Raw genomic sequence first — 26,439 nt, forward strand, 5'->3', positions numbered from 1 at the left:
ACCCACCGCGTCCCTGGCTCACTCCCAGCTCTCGCTGGACGAGGTCACCAAACGCTACGACGACCACGTGGTGCTGGACCGGGTGTCGCTGACGGTCAAGCCGGGCGAGAAGGCCGGCGTCATCGGGGACAACGGATCGGGCAAGTCGACGCTGCTGCGGCTGATCGCCGGCGTCGAGAGCGCCGACAACGGTGACGTGACCGTCGCCGCCCCCGGCGGGACCGGCTACCTGCCCCAGCGGCTGGAACTGCCCGCCGGCGCCACCGTCAAGGACGTACTGGACCGGGCGTTCGCCGACCTGCGTGAGGTCGAGCGCAAGCTGCACGAGGCGGAGGACGCGCTCGTCGACGACGACCCCCGGCTCCTGGAGACCTACGGCGACCTGCTCGCCGAGTTCGAGGCGCGCGGCGGCTACGAGGCGGACGCCCGCGCCGACGCCGCCCTGCACGGCCTGGGCCTGCCCGGCCTCGACCGGGCCCGGGCCGTCGACACCCTCTCCGGCGGGGAGCGTTCACGGCTGGCGCTGGCCGCGACCCTGGCCGCCGCCCCCGAACTGCTGCTGCTGGACGAGCCGACGAACGACCTGGACGACCAGGCCGTCGACTGGCTGGAGAAGCGGCTGCGCGACCACCGGGGCACCGTCGTCGTCATCACCCACGACCGGGCGTTCCTGGAAGCCGTCACCTCCGCCATCTTGGAGGTCGACCCGGACCGGCGCACCGTCAACCGCTACGGCAACGGCTACCAGGGCTACCTCACGGCCAAGGCCGCCGCCCGCGCCCGCTGGGAGCAGGAGTACGAGGACCACCTCCAGGAGATCGCCCGCCAGGAGAAGCTCGCCGAGAACGCCGGCCGGATGCTCGCCTCGATCGCCTCCAAGGGCCCCTGGGCGTTCAGCGGCTCCGAGCACCACCGCGCCAGGTCCTCCTCCACGGCCACCTCCGGCAAGGCCCGCAACGCCAACGAACGGCTGCGCAGGTTGCGGGAGAACCCCGTGCCCGCCCCGCCCGAGCCGCTGCGCTTCACCGCATCCCTCGCCGTCGGGAACGAGGAGGCGCCGACCGGAACGGACGGCCCCCTGACCGAAATCTCGGGCGTCGAGGTCGCCGGCCGGCTGCGGATCGACGCGCTGGCCATCGCACCCGGCGAACGGCTCCTGGTCACCGGGCCCAACGGCGCGGGCAAGAGCACCCTGCTGCGGGTGCTCGCCGGGGACCTGACCCCCGACCGCGGGACCGTACGCCGGGCCGCGCACACCGGCTGGCTGCGTCAGGACGAGGCCCCCAAGCACCCCCGCCGCTCGGTGCTGGCCGAGTTCGCCGAGGGCCGGCCCGGTCACCCCGACGAGTACGCCGAACAGCTGCTGGCGCTCGGCCTGTTCCGCGCGTCCGAGCTGGAGCTGCCCGTCGGCTCGCTGTCGGTGGGCCAGCGCCGCCGCATCGACGTGGCGCGCCTGGTGACCCGGCCGGTGGACCTGCTGCTGCTGGACGAGCCCACCAACCACCTGTCCCCGCTGCTGGTGGAGGAGCTGGAGGAGGCCCTCGCGCAGTACACGGGCGCGGTGGTCACCGTCACGCACGACCGGCGGATGCGGCGCGGCTTCGAGGGGACCCACCTGGAGCTGCGCGACGGAGCGCCGTACACGGGGTGACACCCCCGGTGCGGCGCGCCGCGCCGCGTCACACCGTGACGCTGCACCCCGCGCCGCATCACACGGCGACGAGGTGGGCCGCCCCGCGGACCGCATCCAGCAGGGCGGCCTGCCGCCGCGACTCCTCACCGAGCAGCTGCAGGCCCGGCGCGGCGCGCCGCGGCTCCCGCACGGCGCCGGCGAAGTACCGCAGCACGGCCTCGAAGTGGTCCTCGGCGGGCACGCGCACCTCGGTGTGGTCCGTCCCGACGCTGAGGCGGACGACCGGCGCGTGGTCGGGGGCCGTCGTGTACACGTGGTCGACGGACAGGGTGCCCGCGCTGCCCTGGATCTCGTACCAGGACCGGTAGTGGTGCTCCATCCCGAACCGGACGTGCGCCGCGGCCCCGTCGGGCGCGGCCAGCAGCACGGAGCCGGAGAGGTCCACGCCGTGCCGCTCGCTGTGGCGCAGCACCGCCCCGGCGACGGACAGGTCCCCGCCGAGGAAGCGCAGGGCGGCCCGCAGCGGGTAGACGCCGTTGTCGAGCAGCGCCCCGCCGCCGACCGCCGCATCGAGGCGGGTGTCGCCCTGCGGACGGGGCGGGATGGTGAACGCCGCCGACACGGCGCGGACCGTGCCGAGCGTGCCGGCCGCCAGCAGCCCCGACACCGTCCGCTGGGTGGCGTGGTGGAGGAACATGAAGTTCTCCAGCAGGACCAGCGAACGCTCCCCGGCGAGGCGGAACAGCCGCTCGGCATCCGCCCCGTTCGTGGCCAGCGGCTTCTCCACGAGCACGTGCTTGCCCGCGCGCAGCGCCCGCTCGGCCCACCGCGCGTGCAGCAGCGTCGGCAGGCACAGGTAGACGGCCTCCACGTCGGCTCGCTCCAGCAGCGCCTCGTAGGAGGCGGCGGGTGTCCCGCCGAACCGCCGCGCGAACGCGGCGGCCCGCGCGGGGTCGCGCGCGGCGACGCCGGCCAGGGTGAGCTGCGGGGTGCGCAGCAGCGCGGGCAGTGTCCGGCGGGCGGCGATGTCACCGCAGCCGAGGACGCCGAGGCGCAGCGGGGCCGGCCCGGGGGTCTGCGCGGGGGCGGGCACGGGCGTGGGCATGGGCGTGTCCCTCAGTACAGCGTGTGGGCGCAGACCACCAGGGTGCGCAGTTCGACGTTGAGCTGGTTGCCGTACGCCAGCAACTCCGTGAGCTGGGCGAACGTCAGCCAGGCGTAGTCGTCGGGCACGTCCTCGGTGAACGCGTCGGGCGCCTCGACGATCACGTACCGGTTCTCCGCGTGGTAGAAGCGGCCGCCCTCCTCGGACTGCACCGCGTCGTAGCGGACCCGGCCGGCCGGAGCGGCCAGGACGTCCGCGAGGAACGGCGGGAAGGGCTGCGTACCCGGGCCGGTGTGGTCGGCGGGGCGGCAGTGGACGGTCGGCGCGAGTTCGGCGACGTTGAGGTGGCCGACGTCGACGCGGGCCTGCACCAGCGCGTGCAGGGTGCCGCCGATCCGCTTGACGACCAGCGCCATCAGCCCCGGCACCTGCGGCTGGATCAGCGGCTGCGACCAGGACGCCACCTCGCGGTTGCTGGCGCGGATGTCGGCGCCGATGACGCGGAAGCGGCGGCCGCTGTCGTGGCCGATCTCCTCACCGGTGCGCCGCCAGCCGTCCTCGGCGACCGCGTCGAGCGGGATCCGGCGCTGGACCAGTTCGCGCAGCGCCCGGATGCCGGTGAGCCAGCTGAGGATCTCCGGCATGGTGTGCCGGGAGGCCGCCGACGGGTCGTGGAAGGAGCGCAGCACCGGGCCGGCGGACGCGCCGTCGCCGGCGCCGGCCGTGGGCAGGCAGGCGAGGATGGAGCGGGTGTCCATGTTGACGACGTTGTCCAGGTGCAGCAGCCGCAGCAGCTGGCCGAAGGTCAGCCAGCGGAACTCGGGCCCCGTCTCGATGTCCTCGTCCACCTCGATGATCATGTTGCGGTTGCGTTTGGCGAGGAACCAGTCGGCCTGCTCGGACTGGAGCACGTCCACCAGCACGCGGGCCCGCCCGCGCCGCAGGAACAGGTCGAGGTGGGGGATGGGGCGGCCCTTGTGCACGCCGGTGAAGTTGCTGCGCGTGGCCTGGACGGTCGGCGAGAGCTGGAGCGTGTTGATGTTGCCCGGCTCCATCTTGGCCTGCATCAGGAAGTGCAGCACGCCGTCGATCTCCCGGGCGACGATGCCCAGCAGACCCACCTCCGGCTGCACGATGATCGGCTGCCTCCAGCCCCCGGCGGGCAGGGCGTCGGCGTGGACGTGGAGTCCCTCGACGGCGAAGAAGCGGCCCGACTCGTGCCGCAGGTCCCCGGTCCCCTCCTCGAAGTACCAGCCGCGCAGCTGCGCGAACGGCACCCGCGTGACCCGGAACTCGCCCGCGCGGGCCCGCTCCGCCAGCCACGACGGCACCTGGGCGACCGGCATGGCCGGGCTGTCGGGGGTACGGGCCGAGACGAGCAGGCGGCGTGCGGTCTCCACGCGGTCGGCGGCCCGGGCCGCCGTGTCAGTGAGCATGCTCCAGCGCCTCCTCGATGATGGTGCAGACGGATCGCGTACGGTCGTTGAGGAAGAAGTGGCCGCCGGGCATCACCCACAGGCGGAAGTCCCCGGCCGCCACCTCCGACCAGCGCTGCGCGTCCTGGACGCAGACGTTCGGGTCGCTGTCGCCGGTCAGGACCGTGACCGGCATCCGCAGCGCCGCCCCCGGCCGGTGGACGTACGCGCCCGCCATCTCGTAGTCGCTGCGGATCGCCGGCAGCACCATGCGCAGCAGCTCCTCGTCCTGGAGCAGCGCCGGATCGGTGCCCTGGAGCCGGGAGATCATGGCGATCAGCTCCGCGTCGTCCAGCAGGTGTCCGGTGTCCCGGCGCGGCACCGTCGGCGCCCGGCGCCCCGACAGGAACAGGTGCACGGGCGCCTCGCCGTACGCGGCCAGCCGCCGGGCGGTCTCGTACGCGAGCGTGGCGCCCAGACTGTGCCCGAACAGGGCGAACGGCCGGCCGGTCCACTGCCGCAGTTCCGGCAGCAGCGCCTCGACCAGCTCCTCCACGCTCCGCGCGAAGGGCTCGGAGCGACGCTCCTGGCGGCCCGGGTACTGCACGGCCAGCACCTCGATCCCGCCGGGCGCGAGCGCGGTGGCGAAGCGGAGGTAGGAGCTGGCCGAGCCGCCCGCGTGCGGGAAGCACACCAGCCGCACGGCCGCGGTGTCGAGGGGGCGGAAGCGGCGCAGCCACGCGTCGCGGGTGACGGCCGGGGCGCGCGTGGCGGTGGGCAGGGTCACGGTCGGTTCAGCTCCTCGGGGGGCGTGTAGCGGGGCAGCCGGCCGGACGCCACGGCCTCGGCGAGCGAGGGCGCCGCAGCATCCTTGGCGGACCGGACGGGAGGCTCGGTCAGCCCCCACGGCAGGGCGAGTTCCGGGTCCAGGGCGTCGACGTCGACCATCGCGCCCGGCACGTACTCGGCGGACAGCAGGTAGTTCACGCAGGCGCCGTCCTCCAGGGCGAGGAAGGCGTGGCCGATGCCGCCGGGCAGGTACAGGGCGGTGCCGTCGGCGGCGTCCAGCCGGGTCATGACGTGCCGGCCGAAGGACGGCGAGCCGACGCGAAGGTCGACCATGAAGTCCAGGATCGAACCGCGCACGCAGGTGACGAGCTTGCTCGCGTCCGGCGGCACGTCGTTGCAGTGCACGCCGCGCAGCGTGCCCCGCCGCGAGACGGAGTTGTTGACCTGCCGGACGGTGAACTCCATGCCCGTCGCGCGCGTCAGCAGGCTGTGGCGGGCGGCCTCGTAGAAGTGGCCCCGCTCGTCCTCGATCCGGTCGGGGACGATCCGGTAGGCGCCGGGCAGGACGGTTTCATCGATCCGCATCGGAACCCGCCCGCCGCCCACCGGGCGCCGCGGGCAGCGCGGCGCGCGCTTTCAGCGGTTCCCACCAGGCCCGGTTCTCCCGGTACCAGGCCACCGTGTCGGCCAGCCCGCGGGCGAACGGGACGCGCGGCGCGTACCCGAGCTCCGCCGAGATCTTCGCCGTGTCCACCGAGTACCGGCGGTCGTGCGCGGCCCGGTCCGCGACCCGCCGCACCGCGCCGGCGTCGCGCCCGCACAGCTCCAGCAGCCGCTGCGTCAGTTCCAGGTTGGTCAGCTCGGTGCCGCCGCCGATGTTGTACACCTCCCCGGGCCGGCCCTTGACCGCGACGAGCGCGATGCCCCGGCAGTGGTCGTCCACGTGCAGCCAGTCGCGGCTGTTGCCGCCGTCCCCGTACAGCGGGACGTCGAGCCCGTCGACCAGGTTGGTGGTGAACAGCGGGATGGCCTTCTCGGGGAACTGGTACGGGCCGTAGTTGTTGGAGCAGCGCGTCACGCACACCTCCAGCCCGTGCGTGCGGTGGCAGGCCAGCGCGAGGAGGTCGGAGGCGGCCTTGGAGGCCGCGTACGGGGAGTTGGGCGCCAGCGGGTGCTCCTCCGGCCACGACCCCGTCTCGATCGACCCGTACACCTCGTCGGTGGAGACGTGCACGAAACGGCCCACGCCGGCGGCGACGGCGGCCTGGAGCAGCGTCTGCGTGCCGAGCACGTTGGTCCGTACGAACGCGGAGGCGTCGGCGATCGAACGGTCCACATGCGACTCGGCGGCGAAGTGCACCACCACCGCGGTGCCCGTCATCAGCTGCGCGACCAGGCCGGCGTCGCAGATGTCGCCGTGGACGAACCTGAGCCGGGGGTGGTCGCGCACCGGGTCGAGACTGGCGAGGTTCCCGGCGTAGGTGAGGGCGTCCAGCACCACCACCTCGCCCTCGCCGAGGTCCGGGTAGGACCCGGCCAGCAGCTCTCTGACGAAGTGGGAGCCGATGAAGCCCGCACCTCCGGTCACCAGGACACGCATGTGAAAGAGGCCTTTCCGCAAACGGGGATGGAGCGGTGGGGGAGGGGTCGCTCAGGCGGCGGGGGAGTCGGCCCCCTTGCCCGCACCGGCCCGCCCGGCGAGCTGGCGCACGTAGTTTCCGTAGCTGGAGTCGCCGAGTTCGCGGCCCAGCGCGAAGCACTGCTCGTGGCTGATGAACCCCATCCGCAGGGCGATCTCCTCGACGCACGCGATCCGCTCGCCCTGGCGCTGCTCCAGCAGCTGGACGTACTGGCCGGCCTGGAGGAGCGAGTCGTGCGTGCCCATGTCCAGCCAGGCGAAGCCGCGGCCCAGCTCGTTGAGGCGGGCCCGGCCCTGCGCGAGGTAGACCCGGTTGACGTCGGTGATCTCCAGCTCGCCGCGGGCGGACGGGGTCAGCCCGCGGGCGATCTCCACCACGTCGTTGTCGTACAGGTAGAGGCCGGTGACCGCCAGGTTGGAGCGCGGCTTGACCGGCTTCTCCACCAGCGACAGCAGCCGCCCTTCGGAGTCCACCTCGCCGACCCCGTAGCGCTGCGGGTCCTGGACGGGGTAGCCGAACAGTTCACAGCCGTCCAGGCGGCGCGCGGCCTGCGAGATCAACGAGGAGAAACCGGGGCCGTGGAAGACGTTGTCCCCCAGGATCAGCGCCACCGGGCTGTCGCCGATGTGCTCCTCGCCGATGAGGAAGGCCTCCGCGATGCCGCGCGGCTCGTCCTGCTCGGCGTAGTTCAGCTCCAGGCCGAGCTGGGAGCCGTCGCCCAGCAGGGCCCGGAACATGTCCAGGTGGTTCTTGGCCGAGATGATCTGGATGTCCCGGATGCCGGCCAGCATCAGCACCGACAACGGGTAGTAGATCATCGGCTTGTCGTACACCGGCAGGAGCTGCTTCGACAGCGTCCCGGTCAGCGGCCGCAGCCGGGTGCCGCTCCCGCCCGCCAGGATGATGCCCTTGAGCGGACGGCGCGGGCCGCTGCCGCCCAGCGTCGACACGGGCGGGAGGGAGGGGAGGGAGGGAAGGGACGGAACCTCAATCATGGCTGCTCTCCGTGGCGTCACGGACCGCCGTGATGACGGTCTCTACGTCCTTCGCGGTCAGCTGCGGCCCCATGGGCAGGCTCAGCACCTCGGCGGCCAGACGCTCGGAGTGGGGCAGCTCGCCGGCAACGGTGCCCGCGTAGGCATCCGACCGGTGGACGGCGACCGGGTAGTGGACCAGGCTCTCCACCCCGGCTCCGGTCAGCGCCCGCCGCAGCCGGTCGCGGTGCGGCGTGCGCAGTACGTACTGGTGCCAGACCGGCGCCGCCCAGGAGCGGACCGCCGGAACACTCACCCCCGGCAGGCCCGCCAGGCCCTGCGAGTACCGGGTGGCGACGGCGTCCCGGCGGGCGTTCCACGCGTCGAGCCGGGACAGCTTCACGCGCAGCGCCGCCGCCTGGATCTCGTCCAGACGGGAGTTGGTGCCGCGCGCCTCGTGCCGGTACTTCTCGCGCGAGCCGTAGTTGCGCAGCAGCCGGATCCGCTCCGCCAGCTCCCGGTCGGCGGTGACGACGGCGCCGCCGTCGCCCAGCGCGCCCAGGTTCTTGCCCGGGTAGAAGCTGAACGCCGCCGCGTAGCGGGAGCCGATGCGCCGGCCCCGGTAGCGGGCCCCGTGCGCCTGCGCCGCGTCCTCCACGACCGGGATGCCCCGGGGCGCGGTGACGGCGTCGATCGCGTCCAGGTCCACCGGGTGCCCGTACGTGTGCACCGGCATCACCGCCTTGGTGCGCGGGGTGATCGCGGCTTCCAGCCGCCCGGGGTCGATCAGGAACGAGTCCGGCTCCGGCTCCACCGGTACCGGACGGGCGCCGGTGGCGGACACCGCGAGCCACGTCGCGATGAAGGTGTGCCCGGGGACGACGACCTCGTCGCCCTCCCCGATCCCCAGCGCCCGCAGCGTCAGCTCCAGGGCGTCCAGGCCGCTGCCCAGTCCCACGCAGTGCGCGTTCTCGCAGTAGCGGGCGAACTCCTCTTCGAAGGCCGCCAGTTCCGCGCCCAGCAGGTACCGGCCGGAGCGGGTCACCCGCAGCACCGCCGCGTCGAGTTCCTCCTGCACCCCGTCCAGCGCGTGCAGGTCCCGCAGGTCGTGGAAGGGGACGAGCGCCTGCTCCGTCACCGCGGCCGGAGCCACCGCAGCCGAGGTCACCGTCGCCGAAGTCACCGTCGCCGAAGTCATCGCGGCCTCCTCACGTCGGCCAGGAACTCCTCGTAGTCGCGGTAGTAGTCCGCCTCGTCGTAGTGCAGCGAGGCCAGGACCAGGGCGACCGCGCCCTCGGAGAAGTCGCTCAGGTCCCGCCACACCATCGGGCCGACGTACAGGCCCCGGCCGGCGTCGTCCAGCGCGTACCGCGCCCGCCGCTCCCCGTCGTCCACGGTGATCGTGAAACTGCCGTGCACGGCGATGATCAACTGCTCCAGCGCGCGGTGCGCGTGGCCGCCCCGCGAGGAACCCGGGTCCGGGTCGTGCAGGTAGTACACCCGCCGGATCGGGAAGCCCGCCGTCCATTCGGACTCGACGACCGACAGGTTGCCCCGCTCGTCGTTGTGCTGCTCCAAGTCGATGAAGGCACAAGGTTTGACCCTGCCCACCTTCGCTTCTGTGGTGATGCCCACGGCCATGCGATCGCGCTCCCTCGTTGCCTGGTCCGGACCCGGTCGGGTTCCTGGGCGCGGACGCCTCAGCCGCGGACGACGGAGACCGGCAGGTGGCGGGCGGTCAGCTCGTCGGCCTCGTAGAACTCCGCCCGGTCGTGGCCGACCGAGAACGAGGAGAACGTGTCGAAGAACAGGTTCAGGAACACCTTCGCCTCGATCCGCGCGAGGAACGCGCCCAGACAGTGGTGGATGCCGTGCCCGAACGCCATGTGCTTGTTCGCGGACCGGCGGATGTCGAAGGTGTCCGGGTCCGGGAACTGCGCGCCGTCACGGTTGGCCGAGGCGCTCCACGCCGTCACCATCTGGCCGGCCTTCATCGGCACGCCCAGGATGTCGGTGTCCTGCGTCAGCAGCCGGAAGATGTTGTTGAACGGGCCGCGGAAACGCAGCGTCTCCTCGATGGCGCCCGGGATCAGCGAGCGGTCGGCCCGCAGCTCGGCCTGCGCCTGCGGATGCCGGTCCAGGACGATGAGCAGGTTGGCCAGCAGCGTGGCGCTGGAGATGTGGCCCGCCGTCAGCAGCAGCGCCACGATGTTGACGATCTCCTCGTCCGTCAGCCGCCGCCCCTCGACCTCGGACTCGATGAGTCCGCTCATCAGGTCGTCGGTCGGCTCCGCCCGCTTCTCGGCGATCTTCGCGTACAGGTACGCGGCCCACTCCTTGATGGCCGGACCCATCGTCTCCGCGAAGTCGTCCGGGAGGTTCGGGTACTCCATCCCCTCGTTGTTGAGGATGACGTCGACCCACTCGCGGAACAGGTCCTGGTCCGCCGCCGGCACCCCCAGCAGCTCCGCGATCACCGTCACCGGCAGCGGGTACGCGAGGTCCGTGACCGCGTCGATCTCCGTCCGCCCCTCCAGGCCCGCGAGCAGCTCCCGGGTGATCTCCTCGATCCGCGGCTCCAGCGCCGCCATCCGGCGCGGCGTGAACGCCTGGCTGACCAGGCGGCGCAGGGGGCCGTGCTTGGGCGGGTCGATGCCGCCGAAGGTTCCCGGGCCCATCAGGAGCGCCAGCTCCTCCGGGACGGGAAAGACCGGGGAGAAGTCCGAGGAGAAGATCTGCGGGTTCGTGGAGACGGTGTTGTAGTCCTCGTACGAGAACACCTGCCACGCGAAGCGCGTCGAGTCGTAGAAGACGGGCGCCTCGGCACGGGCGCGCGCGAACCACTCCAGCAGCTGCTCTGCGTTCGCGCCCTCCGGCTGGGCCAGCGGGTGCGGCGCCTCGGCGGCCGGCGCCCCTTCCTGGGCCGCCCCGTCCGAGGCGGCCGCTTCCGAGGCCGCCTCGTCCTGGGCGGCGAGGTCCGTGGTCTGTGTCGTCATGAAGGCTTCCTCAGCTCTGGTACGGCAGAAGTGGGGGGGGGAGGGGAGGAGGGGTCGGGCGCGGGGTCAGGCCCCGGCGGGAACGGGCGCCACCAGCCGCTCGATCGCGTCCGCGGCGGCCGCGGGACCGCCCGCCGACTCGATCTCGTGGCGCAGCCGCGCCACCGCGTCGCGCACCTTCCCGTCACCGGCGACCGCCAGCACGGTCTCGCGGATCCGCTCCGGCGAGATGTCCTTGCGCAGGATCTTGGCGCCCACACCGAGCTGCTCGACCCGCGTCGCGGTCGCGTGCAGCTCGGCCATCTGCGGAACGCAGATCACCGGCACACCCTCGGAGACGGCCTGGAGCACGGTGCTCGTACCGCCGTGGTTGATCATCAAGGTGGCGTGCCGCAGCACCTCGCCCTGCGGAACGAACTCGTGCACCTGCACGTGCGCCGGAACCTCACCCAGCTCAGCGGGATCCACCCCGCCGGCGTGCGCGATCACCACGTCCCAGGCGAGGTCCGCGAACGCCTCGACGCACGCGCGGAAGAAGGCGGGCTGCTTGTTGTACAGCGTGCCCAGACTGATCAGCGCCAGCGGCCGGCCCGTGGCCGGTGCCTCCCACGCGCCGTGGAAACTGTTCGCGCTCGTACAGGGGCCGACGAAGCCGACCTCCTCGCCGAACGTGTCCCCCGCGTACTGGAACGCCCGCGGCAGGTACACCAGCGCCGGCCCCGAGTGGACCTCGTCCGCGAACGCGCCGATGCTCTTGTCCACACCGTGCTCGGCCAGCAGCTCCGCGATCACCCCGAACAGCTCGCCCGTCTCCGGGTTCTCCTGCTGCTCCTCGGCCGTGTCCACCGGCGGGTGCAGCGACCAGTGCTCGTTCGCCACGTACGTCGGCGTACTGCGGATGACGGGTACGCCCCACTTCGCGGCGAGGATGTGCCCGCTCCAGAACGAGGACGGATCGCACACGAACACGTCCGGACGCGCGTCCTCGAAGTGCGCCTCGAAACCCGGAAGCGTCTGCCGCGTCAGCTCCAGCATCCACTTCATCATGTTCACGAACTCCTGTTGGTCCGTGTACGCGGCCGAGTCCTGCTGCGGCACCATCGTGGCCAGGAACCGGTCCTGGTCCATCGGGTACGGGAGGAACTCCGCGCCCGTCGCGAGCACCCGCTCGGCGTAGTTCTCCGACAGGGCGTAGCTGACCCGGTGGCCGCGCGCGACGAGCTCCCGCGCCACGGACAGCGTCGGATTCACATGACCCGCCGCAGGGAGAATGAAGAAGGCGATATGCGCCATCGAGCCAGCCTTTCGAAGCAAAAATGGATATGGCTTGTCGATGCAACGGAAATTACGGGGACCGGTCGGACGGCGCAAGTGCGGACTTGACACAGTGTCCGACGGCTCAACCTCGTGGCCCGACCCTGCGCCGGTCTCCTCAAATCACCATGGAATTCAACTCGACCGGCGCTCGAACGTCCGAGGTGAATAGGGCCGAGTTGACATAATCCAATTCATCCTCGCGGGGACGACGGCGCGCTGTTGTTGGGTGGCAAAGGTCCGCGTACAGAGGAGATTCAGCCATGACCTGCCCTCATGCCGCCGCCGGATCCGTCCGGACGTACCCCTTCGGTGACCGCGTCGACCTCGAACTCGACCCGGCCTACGCCGAACTGCGGGCCGGCGAACCCGTGGTCCGGGTCCGCATGCCCTACGGCGGCGAAGCCTGGCTCCTCACCCGCCACGCCGACATCAAGAAGGCCTCCGCCGACCCGCGCCTGAGCATGCACGCCGGCGCCGACCGCGACGTCCCCCGCGCCGCCCCCCGCGGCCTCGACTCCGTCGGCCTCATGGGCATGCCCCCCGAGAGCCACGCCCGACTGCGCCGCCTGGTCTCCCGCGCCTTCACCGCCCGCCGCGTCGCCGAGCTGCGCCCCCGTATCGCCGAGATCACCCACGGCCTCATCGACGGACTCATCGCCGACGGCGGTCCCGCCGACCTCGTCCAGCGCCTCGCCCTGCCGCTGCCCACCGCCGTGATCTGCGAAATGCTCGGCATCCCCCACGAGGACCGGCACGTCTTCCGCGCCTTCACCGAAGCCCTCATGTCCAGCAGCCGCTACACCGAACAGGAAGTCGCCGAAGCCGCCGAACAGTACGCCGACTACCTGCGGGGATACGTAGCCAAACGGCGTGCCCAGCCCGAAGACGACCTGCTCAGCGCCCTCGTCGAAGCCCACGACGAAGGCGGGCAGCTCAGCGGGAACGAGCTGCTCATGCTCGTCGGCGGCATGCTCATCGGCGGGCACGAAACCACCGCCGGACAGCTCGCCGGCCACGTCGCCCTCCTGCTGCGCGACCGCAGCCGCTACGAGGAACTCCGCGCCCGTCCCGAACTGGTACCCACCGCAGTCGAGGAACTCCTGCGCGTCGTCCCCCTGTGGGCCAGCGTCGGCCCCACCCGGATCGTCACCGAAGACGTGGAGATCGGCGGCGTCACCCTCCGCGCCGGCGAAGCCGTCGTCTACTCCCTGGCCTCCGCCAACCGCGACGAAAGCGTCTTCGAGAACGCCTCCGACCTCGTCCTCGACCGCACGAACAACCCGCACATCGCCTTCGGCCAGGGCCCCCACTACTGCCTCGGCGCACCACTGGCCCGCGCCGAACTCCAGTGCGCCCTCGAAGCCCTCATCACCCGGCTCCCCGGCCTGCGGCTCGCCGTCCCCGCCGACGAACTCGCCTGGCACGAGGGAATGCTCGTCCGCGGACCCGTGGAACTCCCCGTCGCCTGGTGACCACGCCCGCGGCACGCCCGGCCCTTCCCGCTCTCGCGAATTCCTCGAATTTCGTCTCGTCCCTGGCCATGGAGAACCAATGACCCCCAAGACCGGTGAGCAGCACGTGGGTGAAAACGACATAGCCGTCGTGGGGATGTCCTGCCGACTGCCCGGAGCGGCGAACCCGGCGGAATTCTGGGAACTCCTGCGCAACGGCCGCCAGTCCGTCACCCGGCAGGAAGACGGCACCTGGCGCGCGGCCCTGGACGGCCACGGCGAATTCGACTCCGAATTCTTCGCGATGAGCGCGGCCCAGGCGGCCGCCACCGACCCCCAGCAGCGACTCGTACTCGAACTCGGCTGGGAGGCCCTGGAACACGCCGGCATCGTCCCCGCCCGGCTCTCCGGCACCCGCACCGGCGTGTACGTCGCCATCGCCTCCGACGACTACGCCACCCTCGCCCAGCGCACCGAAGCCCCCGCCGGCGGCTACAGCGCGGCCGGCCGGTACCGCGCCATGGCCGCCAACCGCCTCTCCTACCTCCTCGGACTGCGCGGCCCCAGCATGGCCGTCGACACCGCCCAGTCCTCCTCGCTCGTCGCCGTACACCTCGCCTGCGAAAGCCTGCGCCGCGGCGAGACGGAACTCGCCGTCGTCGGCGGCGTCAACCTCATCCTGGCCGACGAGAGCACCTCCCTCATGGAGAGCATGGGGGCGCTCTCCCCCGACGGCCGCTGCCACACCTTCGACGCCCGCGCCAACGGCTACGTACGCGGCGAGGGCGGTGCCGCCGTCGTACTGAAGCCGCTGCGCCGGGCGCTGGCCGACGGCGACCCCGTGCACGCCGTCATCAAGGGCGGCGCCGTCAACAACGACGGCGGCGGCCCGAGCCTGACCACCCCCGACCGGGCCGCCCAGGAAGCGGTGCTCCGCGAAGCCTACGAACGGGCCGGTGTCCGGCCCGGCGACGTCCGCTTCGTGGAGCTCCACGGCACCGGCACCCGCGCGGGCGACCCCGTCGAAGCCGCGGCCCTCGGCGCCGTCCTCGGCACGGCCCGCACCGGGTCCCCCCTCGCCGTCGGCTCCGCCAAGACCAACGTCGGCCACCTCGAAAGCGCCGCCGGACTCGTCGGCCTGCTCAAGGCCGTGCTCGCCGTCCGCGAAGGCGAACTCCCGCCGAGCCTCAACTACACCAGCGCCCACCCGGACATCCCGCTCGACGAGCTGAACCTGAGCGTCCAGACCGAGCTGGAACCGTGGACCGAGGAGCCCGGGCGGCGCCGCCTCGCCGGCGTCTCCTCCTTCGGCATGGGCGGCACCAACGCCCACCTCGTCCTCGAAGAGGCCCCGACGGCAGAAACGGCCGCCGTGTCCGGCCGACGGCTGGCCGTGCTTCCCTTCGTCGTCTCCGGCCGCACCGCCGAAGGTCTCCGGGACCAGGCCGCACGGCTCAGCGCATGCGTCGAGCACGGCCCGGAGCTGGAACTTGCCGACGTGGCCTGGACCCTCGCCGCCGCCCGCACGACCTTCGGCCACCGCGCGGTGGTCCTGGCGGCCGACCGGGAGGAATTCCTGACCCGGCTGGAGCGGTCCGCCGTCCACGGGGTGGCCGGTGAGACCGGGCGTCGGGTGTTGGTGTTCCCGGGGCAGGGGACGCAGTGGGTGGGGATGGGTGCGGGGCTGTTGGAGTCCTCGCCGGTGTTCGCGGCGCGGTTGCGGGAGTGTGCGGAGGCGTTGGCGCCGTTCGTGGACTTCGACGTGGTCGAAGTGGTCCGGGAGGGCCGTTCGCTGGACCGGGTGGATGTGGTCCAGCCGGTGACGTGGGCGGTGATGGTGTCCCTGGCCGCGCTGTGGCGGTCGCTGGGTGTGGTGCCGGATGCGGTGGTGGGGCATTCGCAGGGCGAGATCGCTGCTGCCGCCGTCTCCGGCGCGTTGTCGTTGGAGGATGCGGCCCGGGTGGTGGCCCTCCGTGCGGCGGTGATCGGGCGGGAGCTGGCCGGGCTGGGCGGGATGGCGTCGATTCCTCTGCCTCTGGTTGAGGTCGAGGCACGGCTTGCGGGATGGGACGGGCGGCTGGGTATCGCGGCCGTCAACGGTCCCTCCAGCACGGTCGTGGCGGGTGACGCCGATGCCATCGTGGAGTTCGTCGCCGCCGCGCAGGCGGAGGACATCCGGGCCCGTCAGGTGCCGGTCGACTACGCCTCCCACTCCGCGCACGTCGAGCGGATCGAAACCGAACTCCTCGACGTCCTCGGCCCGATCCGGCCGCAGCGGCCCGAGGTCCCCTTCTACTCGACGGTGACGGGCGGACTGCTGACCGAGCCGGTGCTGGACGCCGCGTACTGGTACCGGAACCTGCGCAACCCCGTCCGCTTCGAGGAAACCCTCCGCACGCTGCTCGCCGACGGCTTCGGTACCTACGTGGAGTCCAGCGCCCACCCCGTCCTGACGATCGGCATCCAGGAGACCGCGGAGGCGGCGGGCGTCGACGTCCTGGCGGCCGGCTCGCTGCGCCGCGACGACGGTGGTCTGGAGCGCGTGCTGACATCCGCCGCCGAGCTGTTCGTACGCGGCGTCGACATCGACTGGGCCGCCCTCTTCGAGGGCACCGGCGCCCGTCTGACCGACCTGCCGACGTACGCCTTCCAGCGCACCCACCACTGGCTCACCTCCGGCGCCGACGACGAAAAGCCGGCCACGCCCGCCGCCGACACCGCCGAGACCCTGCTCAGCCGCGAGCTGCGCGGCCGGTCCGCCGACGAGCAACTGGACCACGTCCTGGACCTGGTGCGCGTCCACGCGGCCGGAGTGCTCGGCTACCCCACCGCCGAATCCGTCACCGCCGAGCACACCTTCAAGGAGCAGGGCTTCGAGTCCGTCCAGGGCATCGAGCTGCGCAACCGGCTCCGGGCCGCGACCGGACTGCGCCTGCCCACCACCCTCATCTACGACGCCCCGACCCCGCTCGCCGTCGCCCGCATGATCCGGGACGCGGCCGCCGCCGAGGCCGGCAGTGAGCCCGCCGCCGCCCCCGAGCAGCGTCGCGAGCGCCGGCCGGTGGAGGACGGGGACGCCCTGGCGATCGTGGGGATGGCGTGTCGTTTCCCGGGTGGGGTGGGCTCGCCGGAGGGTTTGTGGGATCTGGTGTCGTCGGGTGTGGATGCGGTGTCTCCGTTCCCGGGTGACCGTGGGTGGGACGTGGAGTCGTTGTTTGATCCGGAGCCTGGTGTTCCGGGGCGTTCGTATGTGCGGGAGGGTGGTTTCCTGCATGAGGCGGGGGAGTTCGATGCGGACTTCTTCGGTATTTCGCCGCGTGAGGCGGTGGCGATGGATCCGCAGCAGCGGTTGCTGTTGGAGACGTCGTGGGAGGCGTTGGAGCGGGCGGGTATTCCGGCTTCGTCGTTGCGGGGATCCCGCGCGGGCGTCTTCGTCGGTGCTATGTCGCAGGAGTACGGCCCCCGGCTGTACGAGCCCGCCCAGGGCTACGAGGGCTACCTCCTCACGGGCAACACGGCCAGCGTCATGTCCGGCCGCATCGCGTATGCCCTGGGCCTGGAAGGCCCGGCGGTCACCGTCGACACGGCCTGCTCCTCCTCCCTCGTCGCCCTCCACCTGGCCGCCCAGTCCCTGCGCTCCGGCGAATGCGACCTCGCCTTCGCGGGCGGCGTCTCGGTGATGGCCGCACCCGGTCTGTTCGTGGAGTTCTCGCAGCAGCGGGGGCTTGCGGGGGATGGCCGGGTGAAGGCGTTCTCGGATGCGGCGGACGGTACGGGCTGGGCCGAGGGTGTGGGGATGCTGCTGGTGATGCGGCTGTCTGACGCGGTGGCCGGGGGTCATCGGGTGTGGGCGGTGGTGCGGGGTTCGGCGGTGAACCAGGACGGTGCGAGCAATGGGTTGACGGCGCCGAACGGTCCGTCGCAGCAGCGGGTGATCCGGGCGGCGTTGGAGAGTGCCGGTCTGGGTGTGGCTGATGTGGATGTGGTGGAGGCGCATGGTACGGGGACCCGGTTGGGGGATCCGATCGAGGCGCAGGCGTTGTTGGCGACGTACGGGCAGCGGCCGGTGGACGGTGAGCCGTTGTGGTTGGGGTCGTTGAAGTCGAACATCGGGCATGCGCAGGCTGCTGCGGGTGTGGGTGGTGTCATCAAGATGGTGATGGCGCTGGAGCACGGGAGGCTTCCGAAGTCCCTGCATGTGGATGTGCCGTCGTCGCAGGTGGATTGGGAGGCGGGTGCTGTCTCTCTCTTGACGGAGGAGCGGGCGTGGCCGGAGGTGGGGCGTCCGCGTCGTGCGGGTGTGTCGTCGTTCGGGGTGAGCGGGACGAACGCGCACGTGATCCTGGAGCAGGCTCCGGTGGTGGAGTCGGTGGTGGAGTCCGCTGAGCGGGAACTGCCGGTCGTTCCCCTCGTCCTCACCGCCAAGTCCGAGACCGCACTGCGCGCCCAGAGCGCCCGCCTGGACGCGCACCTGGAGCAGAACCCCGCCCTCCGTCCCCTGGACGTGGCCCTGAGCCTCGCGACCGGCCGCTCGATGCTGGAACACCGCTCGGTCACCCTGGGACCGACGGTCGTGGAGGGCGTCGCAGGCACCCCGGGCCGTCGGGTGTTGGTGTTCCCGGGGCAGGGGACGCAGTGGGTGGGGATGGGTGCGGGGCTGTTGGAGTCCTCGCCGGTGTTCGCGGCGCGGTTGCGGGAGTGCGCGGACGCGCTGGCGCCGTTCGTGGACTTCGACGTGGTCCAGGTGGTGCGGGAGGGCCGTTCGCTGGACCGGGTGGATGTGGTCCAGCCGGTGACGTGGGCGGTGATGGTGTCGCTGGCCGCGCTGTGGCGCTCCCTGGGTGTGGTGCCGGATGCGGTCGTGGGGCATTCGCAGGGCGAGATCGCCGCTGCCGCCGTCTCCGGCGCGCTGTCACTGGAGGACGCCGCCCGGGTGGTGGCCCTCCGTGCCGCCGTGATCGGCCGGGAACTGGCCGGGCTGGGCGGCATGGCGTCGATTCCTCTGCCTCTGGTTGAGGTGGAGGCACGGCTTGCGGGATGGGCGGGGCGGCTGGGTATCGCCGCCGTCAACGGCCCCTCCAGCACGGTCGTGGCGGGTGACGCGGATGCCATCGTGGAGTTCGTCGCTGCCGCGCAGGCGGAGGACATCCGGGCCCGTCAGGTGCCGGTCGACTACGCCTCGCACTCCGCACATGTGGAGCGGATCGAAGCCGAGCTGCTGGAGGTGCTGGGCCCGATCACCCCGCGCCGGGCCGACGTCCCGTTCTACTCCACCGTCACCGCCGAACTCGCCGACACCACCACCCTCGACGCCGCCTACTGGTACCGGAACCTGCGCCAGCCCGTGCGTTTTGAGGAAACGATCCGTTCGTTGGTGGCGAAGGGTTTCGGGACGTTCATCGAGTCGAGTGCCCACCCGGTGCTGACGATGGGGATCCAGGAGACGGCCGATGTCGTGGCGGGTGGTTCGCTGCGCCGTGACGAGGGCGGCCTGGAGCGGTTCCTTGTTTCTGTCGCCGAGCTGTTCGTGCGTGGTGTGGAGGTCGACTGGGCGGCTGTGTTCGAGGGGACGGGTGCCCGTCGGGTGGATCTGCCGACGTATCCGTTCCAGCGTGCGCATTACTGGCTGGAGCCTTCCGCCCCGGCCCACGCGCCTGCTTCTTCTGCTGCTGATGGTGTCGATGCGTGGCGTTATCGTGCCACGTGGAAGGGCCTGTCCGGTGGTTCGGCGTCCCGGCTCGACGGCCGGTGGCTGCTCGTCGTCCCGCACGGTCTGGACGCCGAGCTGGTCGAGGCGGTGGAGGCGGCGCTGGCCCGTCACGGTGCCCGCGCCGAGCGGCTGGCCGTCGACCCGGCCACCGCCACCCGTACCGCGCTGGCCGCGCGATTCACCGCCCTCACCACCCACGGCGACGACGCCCCCACCGGCATCCTCTCCCTCTTCTCCCTCCTGTCTTCGCCCGAGGTGCTCCCGGCGACCCTCGCGCTCGTCCAGGCCGCTCAGGACGCCGCCCCCGGCTCCGCCCGCGTATGGGCCCTGACCCGCGAGGCCGTCGCCGTGTCCCCCGGTGAGCTTCCGGCTGACATCGGCGCCCAGGTGTGGGCCTTCGCCCGGGTCGCCGCCCTCGAACTGCCCGCCCTCTGGGGCGGCGTCGTCGACCTCCCCGCTCAGCCCGACGCCCGCGCCTGGGACCGGCTGGCCGCGGCCCTCGCCCGTACCGATGGCGAGGACCAGGTGGCCGTCCGCGCCTCCGGCACGTACGGGCGCCGCATCAGCCGTGTCGCCGCCGCCACTGCCGTCGCCGCCGCGACGGACGGCGGCCGCTGGCGCGCCCGTGGCACCGTCCTGGTCACCGGCGGCACCGGCGCGCTCGGCGCCCACGTCGCGCGCTGGCTCGTGCGCAACGGGGCCGAGCACCTCGTCCTCACCAGCCGGCGCGGTCCCGACGCGCCCGGGGCCCTGGAACTGGCCGCCGAACTGCGCGCCCTGGGCGCCGACGTCACCCTCGCGGCCTGCGACGTCTCAGACCGCACCGCGCTCGACGCGCTCCTGGAGGCCCACCCGCCGACCGCCGTCTTCCACACCGCCGGCGTCCTCAACGACGGTGTGATCGGCACGATCTCCGGCGACAGCTTCCGCGAGATCGCCGCTCCCAAGGCCGACGCGGCCCGCCACCTGCACGAACTCACCCGTGCGCGGGGGCTCGAACTCGACGCGTTCGTCCTCTTCTCCTCCGTCACCGGCACCTGGGGCAACGGCGGCCAGGCCGCCTACGCCGCCGCCAACGCCTCGCTCGACGTACTCGCCGAACAGCGCCGCGCCCAAGGCCTGCCCGCGACCTCCGTCGCCTGGGGCCTGTGGGGCGGGCGCGGCATGGCCGAAGGCGCGGGGGAGGAGAGCCTGGGACGCCGGGGCATCCGGGCGATGGACCCCGAGGAAGGCATCGAAGCCCTGCACCGCGCCCTCGACCAAGGGGACGTCTGCGTCACCGTGGTCGACGTCGACTGGGCGGAGTTCGCCCCCCGCACCGCTGCCCTCCGCCCCGGTCACCTCTTCGACACGGTGCACGAGGCCCGGCGCGCCCTGGAGGAGGAGCGGGGGCGTGCCGCCGCGGACTCCGCCGCCGGACCCGCCGACGGATTGGCCCGGCGGCTCGCCGGGCTCCCGGAAGCCGAACGCAGCCGCGTCCTCGTGGAACTGGTCCGGACCGAGGCCGCCGCGGTGCTGCGGCACCCCGGCACCGACGCCATCCGGCCCGACCGGGCCTTCAAGGACGCCGGGTTCGACTCCCTCACCGCCCTCGAGCTGCGCAACCGCCTCACCCGGGCCACCGGGCTCAACCTGCCCGCCACCGTCGTCTTCGACCGGCCCAACCCGTCCGTCCTCGCCGCCCACCTGCTCGGCACGCTCCTGGGCGCCGACGCCGCGGCCGCGCCGCTTACGGCCCCCGCCGCGGCTGCCGCCGTCGCTTCCGGCGGCGAGGACGACCCCGTCGTCATCGTCGGCATGGCCTGCCGCTTCCCCGGCGGCGCCGACAGCCCGGAGGCGCTGTGGGACCTGGTCATGGACGAGCGGGACGTGATCGGGGCCGCGCCCCTGGACCGCGGCTGGAACCTGGACGACGTCTACGAACCCGACCCCGAGGCCGGCCGACGCGGTACGACGTACGTCCGCGAAGGCGGTTTCCTGTACGACGCCGCCGAGTTCGACGCCGACTTCTTCGGGATCTCCCCCCGCGAGGCCCTGGTCATGGACCCGCAGCAGCGGCTCCTCCTGGAAACCTCCTGGGAGGCCCTCGAACGGGCGGGCATCGACCCCCGGTCGCTGCGCGGAACCCGCACCGGCGTCTACGCGGGCCTCACCCACCAGGAGTACGCCTCCAGGCTCCACGAGGCCTCGGAGGAACACGAGGGGCACCTGCTCACCGGGAAGTCCGCGAGCGTCGTGTCCGGCCGCATCTCCTACGTACTGGGCCTGGAAGGCCCCTCCCTTTCCGTCGACACGGCCTGCTCCTCCTCGCTGGTCGCCCTGCACCTGGCCGCCCAGGCGGTCAGGGCCGGTGAATGCGACCTGGCCCTGGCCGGCGGTGTCACCGTCATGGCGGCGCCCGGACTCTTCGTGGAGTTCTCCCGCCAGCGCGGCCTCGCCGCCGACGGCCGCAGCAAGGCCTTCGCCGACGCCGCCGACGGCACCAGCTGGGCCGAGGGCGCCGGCATGGTCCTCGTGGAGCGGCTCTCGGACGCCCGGCGCAACGGCCACCCCGTACTCGCCGTCATCCGTGGCGACGCCGTCAACCAGGACGGCGCCAGCAACGGCCTCACCGCCCCCAACGGCCCCTCCCAGGAACGCGTCATCGCCCAGGCACTGGCACACGCCGGTCTCGGGGCCGAGGACGTCGACGTCGTGGAGGCGCACGGTACGGGCACGCGCCTCGGCGACCCCATCGAGGCGCAGGCGCTGCTCGCGACCTACGGCCGGCGGCCCGCCGAACGGCCGCTGTGGCTCGGGTCGCTCAAGTCCAACATCGGTCACCCGCAGGCGGCCGCCGGGGTGGGCGGCGTCATCAAGATGGTGATGGCGCTCAGGCACGGGATGCTGCCGAAGACCCTGCACGTCGACGCGCCGTCCTCGAAGGTGGACTGGAGCGCGGGCACCGTATCGCTGCTCACCGAGACGCGGAAGTGGCCCGAGGGCGACCGGCCCCGGCGTGCGGGCGTCTCGGCGTTCGGCGTCAGCGGGACCAACGCCCACGTGATCCTGGAGCAGGCCCCGACCACCGAACCGGCCGCCGAACCGACCACGGAACCGGCCGCCGAACCCACCGCCGAAGCGGCGCCCGAAGCACCGGCCGAAGCGGCGGTGCGCGAGATGCCGGTCGTGCCGCTGGTGGTGTCGGCGAGGACGGCCGCCGGTCTGCACGAGCAGGCCGAACGGCTGCGCGAGCGCCTGGGGCGCGAGGACGTACGGCTGCTCGACGCCGGGTTCACCCTCGCCGCGGGCCGGTCGGTGTTCGAGCACCGGCGGGTGGTCCTCGGGGACACGACGGTCGACGGGGTGGCCGGTGAGACCGGCCGTCGGGTGTTGGTGTTCCCGGGGCAGGGGACGCAGTGGGTGGGGATGGGTGCGGGGCTGTTGGAGTCCTCGCCGGTGTTCGCCGATCGGTTGCGGGAGTGTGCGGAGGCGTTGGCGCCGTTCGTGGACTTCGACGTGGTCGAGGTGGTGCGTGAGGGCCGTTCGCTGGACCGGGTGGATGTGGTCCAGCCGGTGACGTGGGCGGTGATGGTGTCCCTGGCCGCGTTGTGGCGGTCGCTGGGTGTCGTCCCGGATGCGGTCGTCGGTCACTCGCAGGGCGAGATCGCTGCTGCCGCCGTGTCGGGTGCGCTGTCACTGGAGGATGCCGCCCGGGTGGTGGCCCTCCGTGCGGCGGTGATCGGGCGGGAGCTGGCCGGGCTGGGCGGCATGGCGTCCGTTCCTCTGCCTCAGGTTGAGGTGGAGGCACGGCTTGCGGGATGGGCGGGGCGGCTCGGTATCGCCGCCGTCAACGGCCCCTCCAGCACGGTCGTGGCGGGTGACGCCGATGCCATCGTGGAGTTCGTGGCCGCCGCGCAGGCGGAGGACATCCGGGCCCGTCAGGTGCCGGTGGACTACGCCTCGCACTCCGCGCACGTGGAGCGGATCGAAGCGGAACTCCTCGACGTCCTCGGCCCGATCACCCCCCGCCGGCCCGAGGTCCCCTTCTACTCGACGGTGACGGGCGGACTGCTGACCGAACCGGTGCTGGACGCCGGGTACTGGTACCGGAACCTGCGCCAGCCCGTCCGCTTCGAGGAGACCGTCCGCGCACTGGTCACCGACGGCTTCGGGACCTACGTGGAGTCCAGCGCCCACCCCGTCCTGACCATCGGCATCCAGGAGACCGCCGACGTACTCGCCGTCGGTTCGCTGCGACGCGACGAAGGCGGCCTGGAGCGGTTCCTCACCTCCGCCGCCGAGCTGTTCGTGCGCGGCGTCGACATCGACTGGGCCGCACTCTTCGAGGGCACCGGCGCCCGTCTGGCCGACCTGCCGACGTACGCCTTCCAGCGCTCCCACTACTGGGCGCCGACCTCCCCCGCCGGTGTCGGCGACGCCGCCGCCGCGCGGTTCGGGATGGACTGGGAGACGCACCCGCTGCTGGGTGGCGCCCTGCCGCTCGCCGCCGGCGGGGAGGTGCTGTTCGCCGGGCGGATCTCGCGTGCCGAGCAGCCGTGGACCGCCGATCACGCCGTCTCCGGCCGGACCCTGCTGCCCGGCACCGCCTTCGCCGAGCTGGCTCTGCACGCGGCCGCCGCGACGGGTTCGGCCGGACTGGAGGAACTCGGGCTCGAAGCCCCGCTGGTCTTGCCGGGCCGCGGCGGGGTCCGCATCCAGGTACGGGTCGCGGTCCCCGACGAGAGCGGGCGCCGCCGGGTGACCCTGCACTCCCGCCCCGAGGACGACGATGCCGAGTGGACGCGGCACGCCGACGGCGTTCTCCGCCCGGCCGACGCCGCTCCCGCCGTCCCGGCCCGGGCCGTCCCGGCCGAATGGGCCGCGGCGGAGGCCTGGCCGCCGGCCGGTGCCGAGCGCGTGGAGCCGGACGAGGTCTACACGCGGTTCTCCGACCTCGGCTACGAGTACGGGGAGGTCTTCGCCGGAGTCGCCTCGCTGTGGCGGCGTCCCGGCGAGGTCTTCGCCGAAGTCCGTCTCCCCGACCGCGCCCGGGCCGACGCCGCCCACTTCGGTATCCACCCGGCACTCCTGGACGCCGCGCTCCAGCCCTGGCTGGCCGGTGACCTCCTCGCCGTGCCCGCCGGTTCCGTACTGCTCCCGTTCGCCTGGCAGGGCGCGACCCTGCACGCGACCGGCGCCGACGCGCTGCGCGTGCGCCTCGCGCGGACCGGCGAGGGCGCCGTCTCGCTGGAGGCCGTAGACCTGACCGGTGCGCCCGTGCTGACGCTCGACGCGCTCGTGATGCGGCCCGTCCCCCGGGAACGGCTGGACGCGCTGCTCGGTGCGGCCGACGCGGACCTGCCCCTGTACCGGGTCGACTGGCGGCCCGCCGCCGTCGGCCGGGAGCCGGCCGTCCGCACCGCCGTGGTCGGCCCGGACCCCCTGGGGATCGGGGGGCCCGAAGCCGCGCACCCCGACCTGGCGGCGCTGGTGGCCTCGATGGACGCGGGCGCCCCCGCGCCGGACGCCGTCGTCGTCACCTTCCCGGCCCTGGCCGGGGCCGCCGCCGGTGCGCAGGCACCTCTGCCCGCGCCCGGTGAGGTACGCGAACTCACCGCGCGGGGCCTGGCCCTGGTCCAGGAGTGGCTCGGGCAGGACGAGCGGTTCGCCGCGACCCGGCTGGTCGTGCTGACCGAACGGGCCGTCGCCACCACGCCCGGGGAGTCCCCGGCCGGGCTCGCGGCCGCCGCACTGTGGGGCCTCGTACGGTCCGCGCAGAGCGAGCACCCGGACCGGTTCACCCTCGTGGACACGGACGGCGCCCCCTCATCGGCGGCGGCGCTGGCCGGCGCGCTCGCCACCGGGGAGCCGCAGCTCGCGCTGCGCGACGGGCAGGCGTACGCGCCCGCCCTGGGCCGGGCCGAAGCGGTGACCGCCGGGGCCGCGCGGCCGTTCGACCCCGAGGGGACCGTCCTGGTCACCGGCGCCACCGGCACGCTCGGCCGGCTCGTCGCCCGCCACCTCGTCACCTCGTACGGGGCCCGGCGCCTGCTGCTCGCCAGCCGCAGCGGACCCGCCGCCGAAGGGGCCGCCGCCCTCGAAGCGGAACTGACGGCGCTCGGCGCCCGGGTGGAGATCAGCGCCCTCGACACGGGCGACCGCTCCGCGGTGGCGGCGCTGCTCTCGGGGATCCCCGCCGCCCACCCGCTGACCGCGGTGATCCACGCCGCGGGAGTCCTGGACGACGGCGCGGTCACCACGCTCACCCCGCAGCGGCTGGACACCGTACTGCGGCCCAAGGCGGACGCGGCCCTGCACCTGCACGAACTCACCGCCCACCTGCCCCTGTCCGCGTTCGTGCTGTTCTCCGGCGCCGCCGGACTCCTCGGCCGCCCCGGGCAGGCCAACTACGCCGCCGCGAACACCTTCGTGGACGCCCTGGCCCAGCACCGCCGGGCCGCCGGGCTGCCCGCCGTATCCCTCGCCTGGGGACTGTGGGGCGAGGCCAGCGGAATGACCGGGCACCTCTCCGACACCGACCTGCGCCGCATGCGGCGCTCCGGCATCGCGCCCATGGACAACGCGCAGGGCCTCGCCCTCTTCGACCGGGCCCTCGCCGCCCCCGACGCCCTTCTCGTACCGCTGCGCCTGGACGTCCCGGCCCTGCGCCGCGAGCGGGCCGCCCACGGGCCCGACGCCGTACCGGCCCTGCTGCGGGCCCTGGTCCCGGCCGCCGCCGGGACGCCGCGCGCGGCCGCCACCGCGCCGCCCGCCGGCGCGACCGGACCGGGCGGCGACGGCGGCGCGGCGCAGGCACTGGCCCGGCGCCTCGCCGGACTCGACGCCGCCGCCCGCGGCCGGGAACTGCTCGCCCTTGTACGGACGGAGGTCGCCGCCGTACTCGGCTTCACCGGCCCCGAGGCGGTCGAACCCGCCCGCGCCTTCCGCGAGATCGGCTTCGACTCACTCACCGCCGTCGAGCTGCGCAACCGCCTCAACGCCGCCACCGGACTGCGGCTGGCCGCCGCGGTCGTCTTCGACCACCCCACCGCCCAGGCCACCGCCGAGCACATCGACGCGGAACTGCGCGCCGCGGCCGACGGCGGCAAGGAGGCGGGCGAGGCGGCCCTGGCCGGGCTCGACGCCCTGGAGGCGGCCGTCGCGGGCATGGCCGGCGACGACATCCGCCGCGAGACCCTCCGGCGGCGGCTCGCCGCACTCGTCGCCGCCGTCGGCGGCCTCCCGGCGGCGCATCCCGCCGCCACCGCGGACCCGTACCAGGCCGCCGCCGGAGCGCGGCTGGACTCGGCCGACGACGACGAACTTTTCGCCTTCATCGAGGAGCAGCTGTGACGGGCACCCCCCTCTCCCACGCCGACACCCCCGCCCCCGCCGACAACTCGGCGAAGATCAGGGACTACCTCAAG

General features: G+C 73.2%; 13 protein-coding genes. 3 read left to right on the plus strand and 10 right to left on the minus strand.

Going from position 1 to position 26,439, the window contains the following annotated elements; genetic code table 11:
* Positions 1-13 precede the first annotated feature (13 nt).
* Positions 14-1,651, plus strand: coding sequence for a ribosomal protection-like ABC-F family protein (gene abc-f, locus OHA81_RS33735; RefSeq protein WP_443056826.1), 1,638 nt, complete (start codon positions 14-16; stop codon positions 1,649-1,651).
* 58 nt (positions 1,652-1,709) lie between these two features.
* On the opposite strand, the gene OHA81_RS33740 is transcribed toward abc-f, so the two are convergent.
* From OHA81_RS33740 to OHA81_RS33785, 10 genes are all read right to left on the minus strand, one after another.
* A complete protein-coding gene (locus OHA81_RS33740) occupies positions 1,710-2,738 on the minus strand; it encodes a Gfo/Idh/MocA family protein (protein ID WP_329203097.1) in 1,029 nt (342 codons plus the stop codon).
* Positions 2,739-2,749: 11 nt separating this feature from the next.
* A complete protein-coding gene (locus tag OHA81_RS33745) occupies positions 2,750-4,174 on the minus strand; it encodes an NDP-hexose 2,3-dehydratase family protein (protein WP_329203099.1) in 1,425 nt (474 codons plus the stop codon).
* Complete coding sequence (locus OHA81_RS33750) at positions 4,164-4,940, minus strand: thioesterase II family protein (RefSeq protein ID WP_329203101.1); 777 nt, start codon at positions 4,938-4,940, stop codon at positions 4,164-4,166. Before OHA81_RS33750 ends, OHA81_RS33745 begins: the two co-directional genes overlap by 11 nt.
* Positions 4,937-5,527, minus strand: coding sequence for a dTDP-4-dehydrorhamnose 3,5-epimerase family protein (locus OHA81_RS33755; RefSeq protein ID WP_329203103.1), 591 nt, complete (start codon positions 5,525-5,527; stop codon positions 4,937-4,939). The genes OHA81_RS33750 and OHA81_RS33755 overlap by 4 nt, the downstream gene beginning before the upstream one ends.
* Positions 5,514-6,542 (minus strand): dTDP-glucose 4,6-dehydratase, encoded by a 1,029-nt coding sequence (rfbB, locus tag OHA81_RS33760; protein WP_329203105.1) that lies wholly within the window; start codon positions 6,540-6,542, stop codon positions 5,514-5,516. The genes OHA81_RS33755 and rfbB overlap by 14 nt, the downstream gene beginning before the upstream one ends.
* Positions 6,543-6,593: 51 nt before the next feature.
* Complete coding sequence (rfbA, locus tag OHA81_RS33765; RefSeq protein ID WP_329203108.1) at positions 6,594-7,577, minus strand: glucose-1-phosphate thymidylyltransferase RfbA; 984 nt, start codon at positions 7,575-7,577, stop codon at positions 6,594-6,596.
* The gene (locus OHA81_RS33770; RefSeq protein WP_329203110.1) at positions 7,570-8,754 is read right to left on the minus strand and encodes a DegT/DnrJ/EryC1/StrS family aminotransferase; all 1,185 of its coding nucleotides are present in this window, start codon (positions 8,752-8,754) and stop codon (positions 7,570-7,572) included. The genes rfbA and OHA81_RS33770 overlap by 8 nt, the downstream gene beginning before the upstream one ends.
* Positions 8,751-9,197, minus strand: coding sequence for a sugar 3,4-ketoisomerase (locus OHA81_RS33775; RefSeq protein ID WP_329203112.1), 447 nt, complete (start codon positions 9,195-9,197; stop codon positions 8,751-8,753). Before OHA81_RS33775 ends, OHA81_RS33770 begins: the two co-directional genes overlap by 4 nt.
* A gap of 59 nt (positions 9,198-9,256) precedes the next feature.
* Complete coding sequence (locus tag OHA81_RS33780) at positions 9,257-10,552, minus strand: cytochrome P450 (RefSeq protein ID WP_329203114.1); 1,296 nt, start codon at positions 10,550-10,552, stop codon at positions 9,257-9,259.
* Between the two features lie 66 nt (positions 10,553-10,618).
* The gene (locus OHA81_RS33785) at positions 10,619-11,845 is read right to left on the minus strand and encodes a macrolide family glycosyltransferase (protein WP_329203115.1); all 1,227 of its coding nucleotides are present in this window, start codon (positions 11,843-11,845) and stop codon (positions 10,619-10,621) included.
* 284 nt (positions 11,846-12,129) lie between these two features.
* Between OHA81_RS33785 and OHA81_RS33790 the strand changes: the two genes are divergently transcribed.
* Both OHA81_RS33790 and OHA81_RS33795 read left to right on the plus strand, forming a co-directional pair.
* Positions 12,130-13,341, plus strand: a complete 1,212-nt coding sequence (locus OHA81_RS33790) for a cytochrome P450 (RefSeq protein WP_329203116.1) — start codon at positions 12,130-12,132, stop codon at positions 13,339-13,341.
* Between the two features lie 79 nt (positions 13,342-13,420).
* The gene (locus OHA81_RS33795) at positions 13,421-26,365 is read left to right on the plus strand and encodes an SDR family NAD(P)-dependent oxidoreductase (protein WP_329203118.1); all 12,945 of its coding nucleotides are present in this window, start codon (positions 13,421-13,423) and stop codon (positions 26,363-26,365) included.
* Positions 26,366-26,439: the final 74 nt, after the last annotated feature.

The organism is Streptomyces sp. NBC_00667 (assembly GCF_036226825.1).
Classification (GTDB): domain Bacteria; phylum Actinomycetota; class Actinomycetes; order Streptomycetales; family Streptomycetaceae; genus Streptomyces.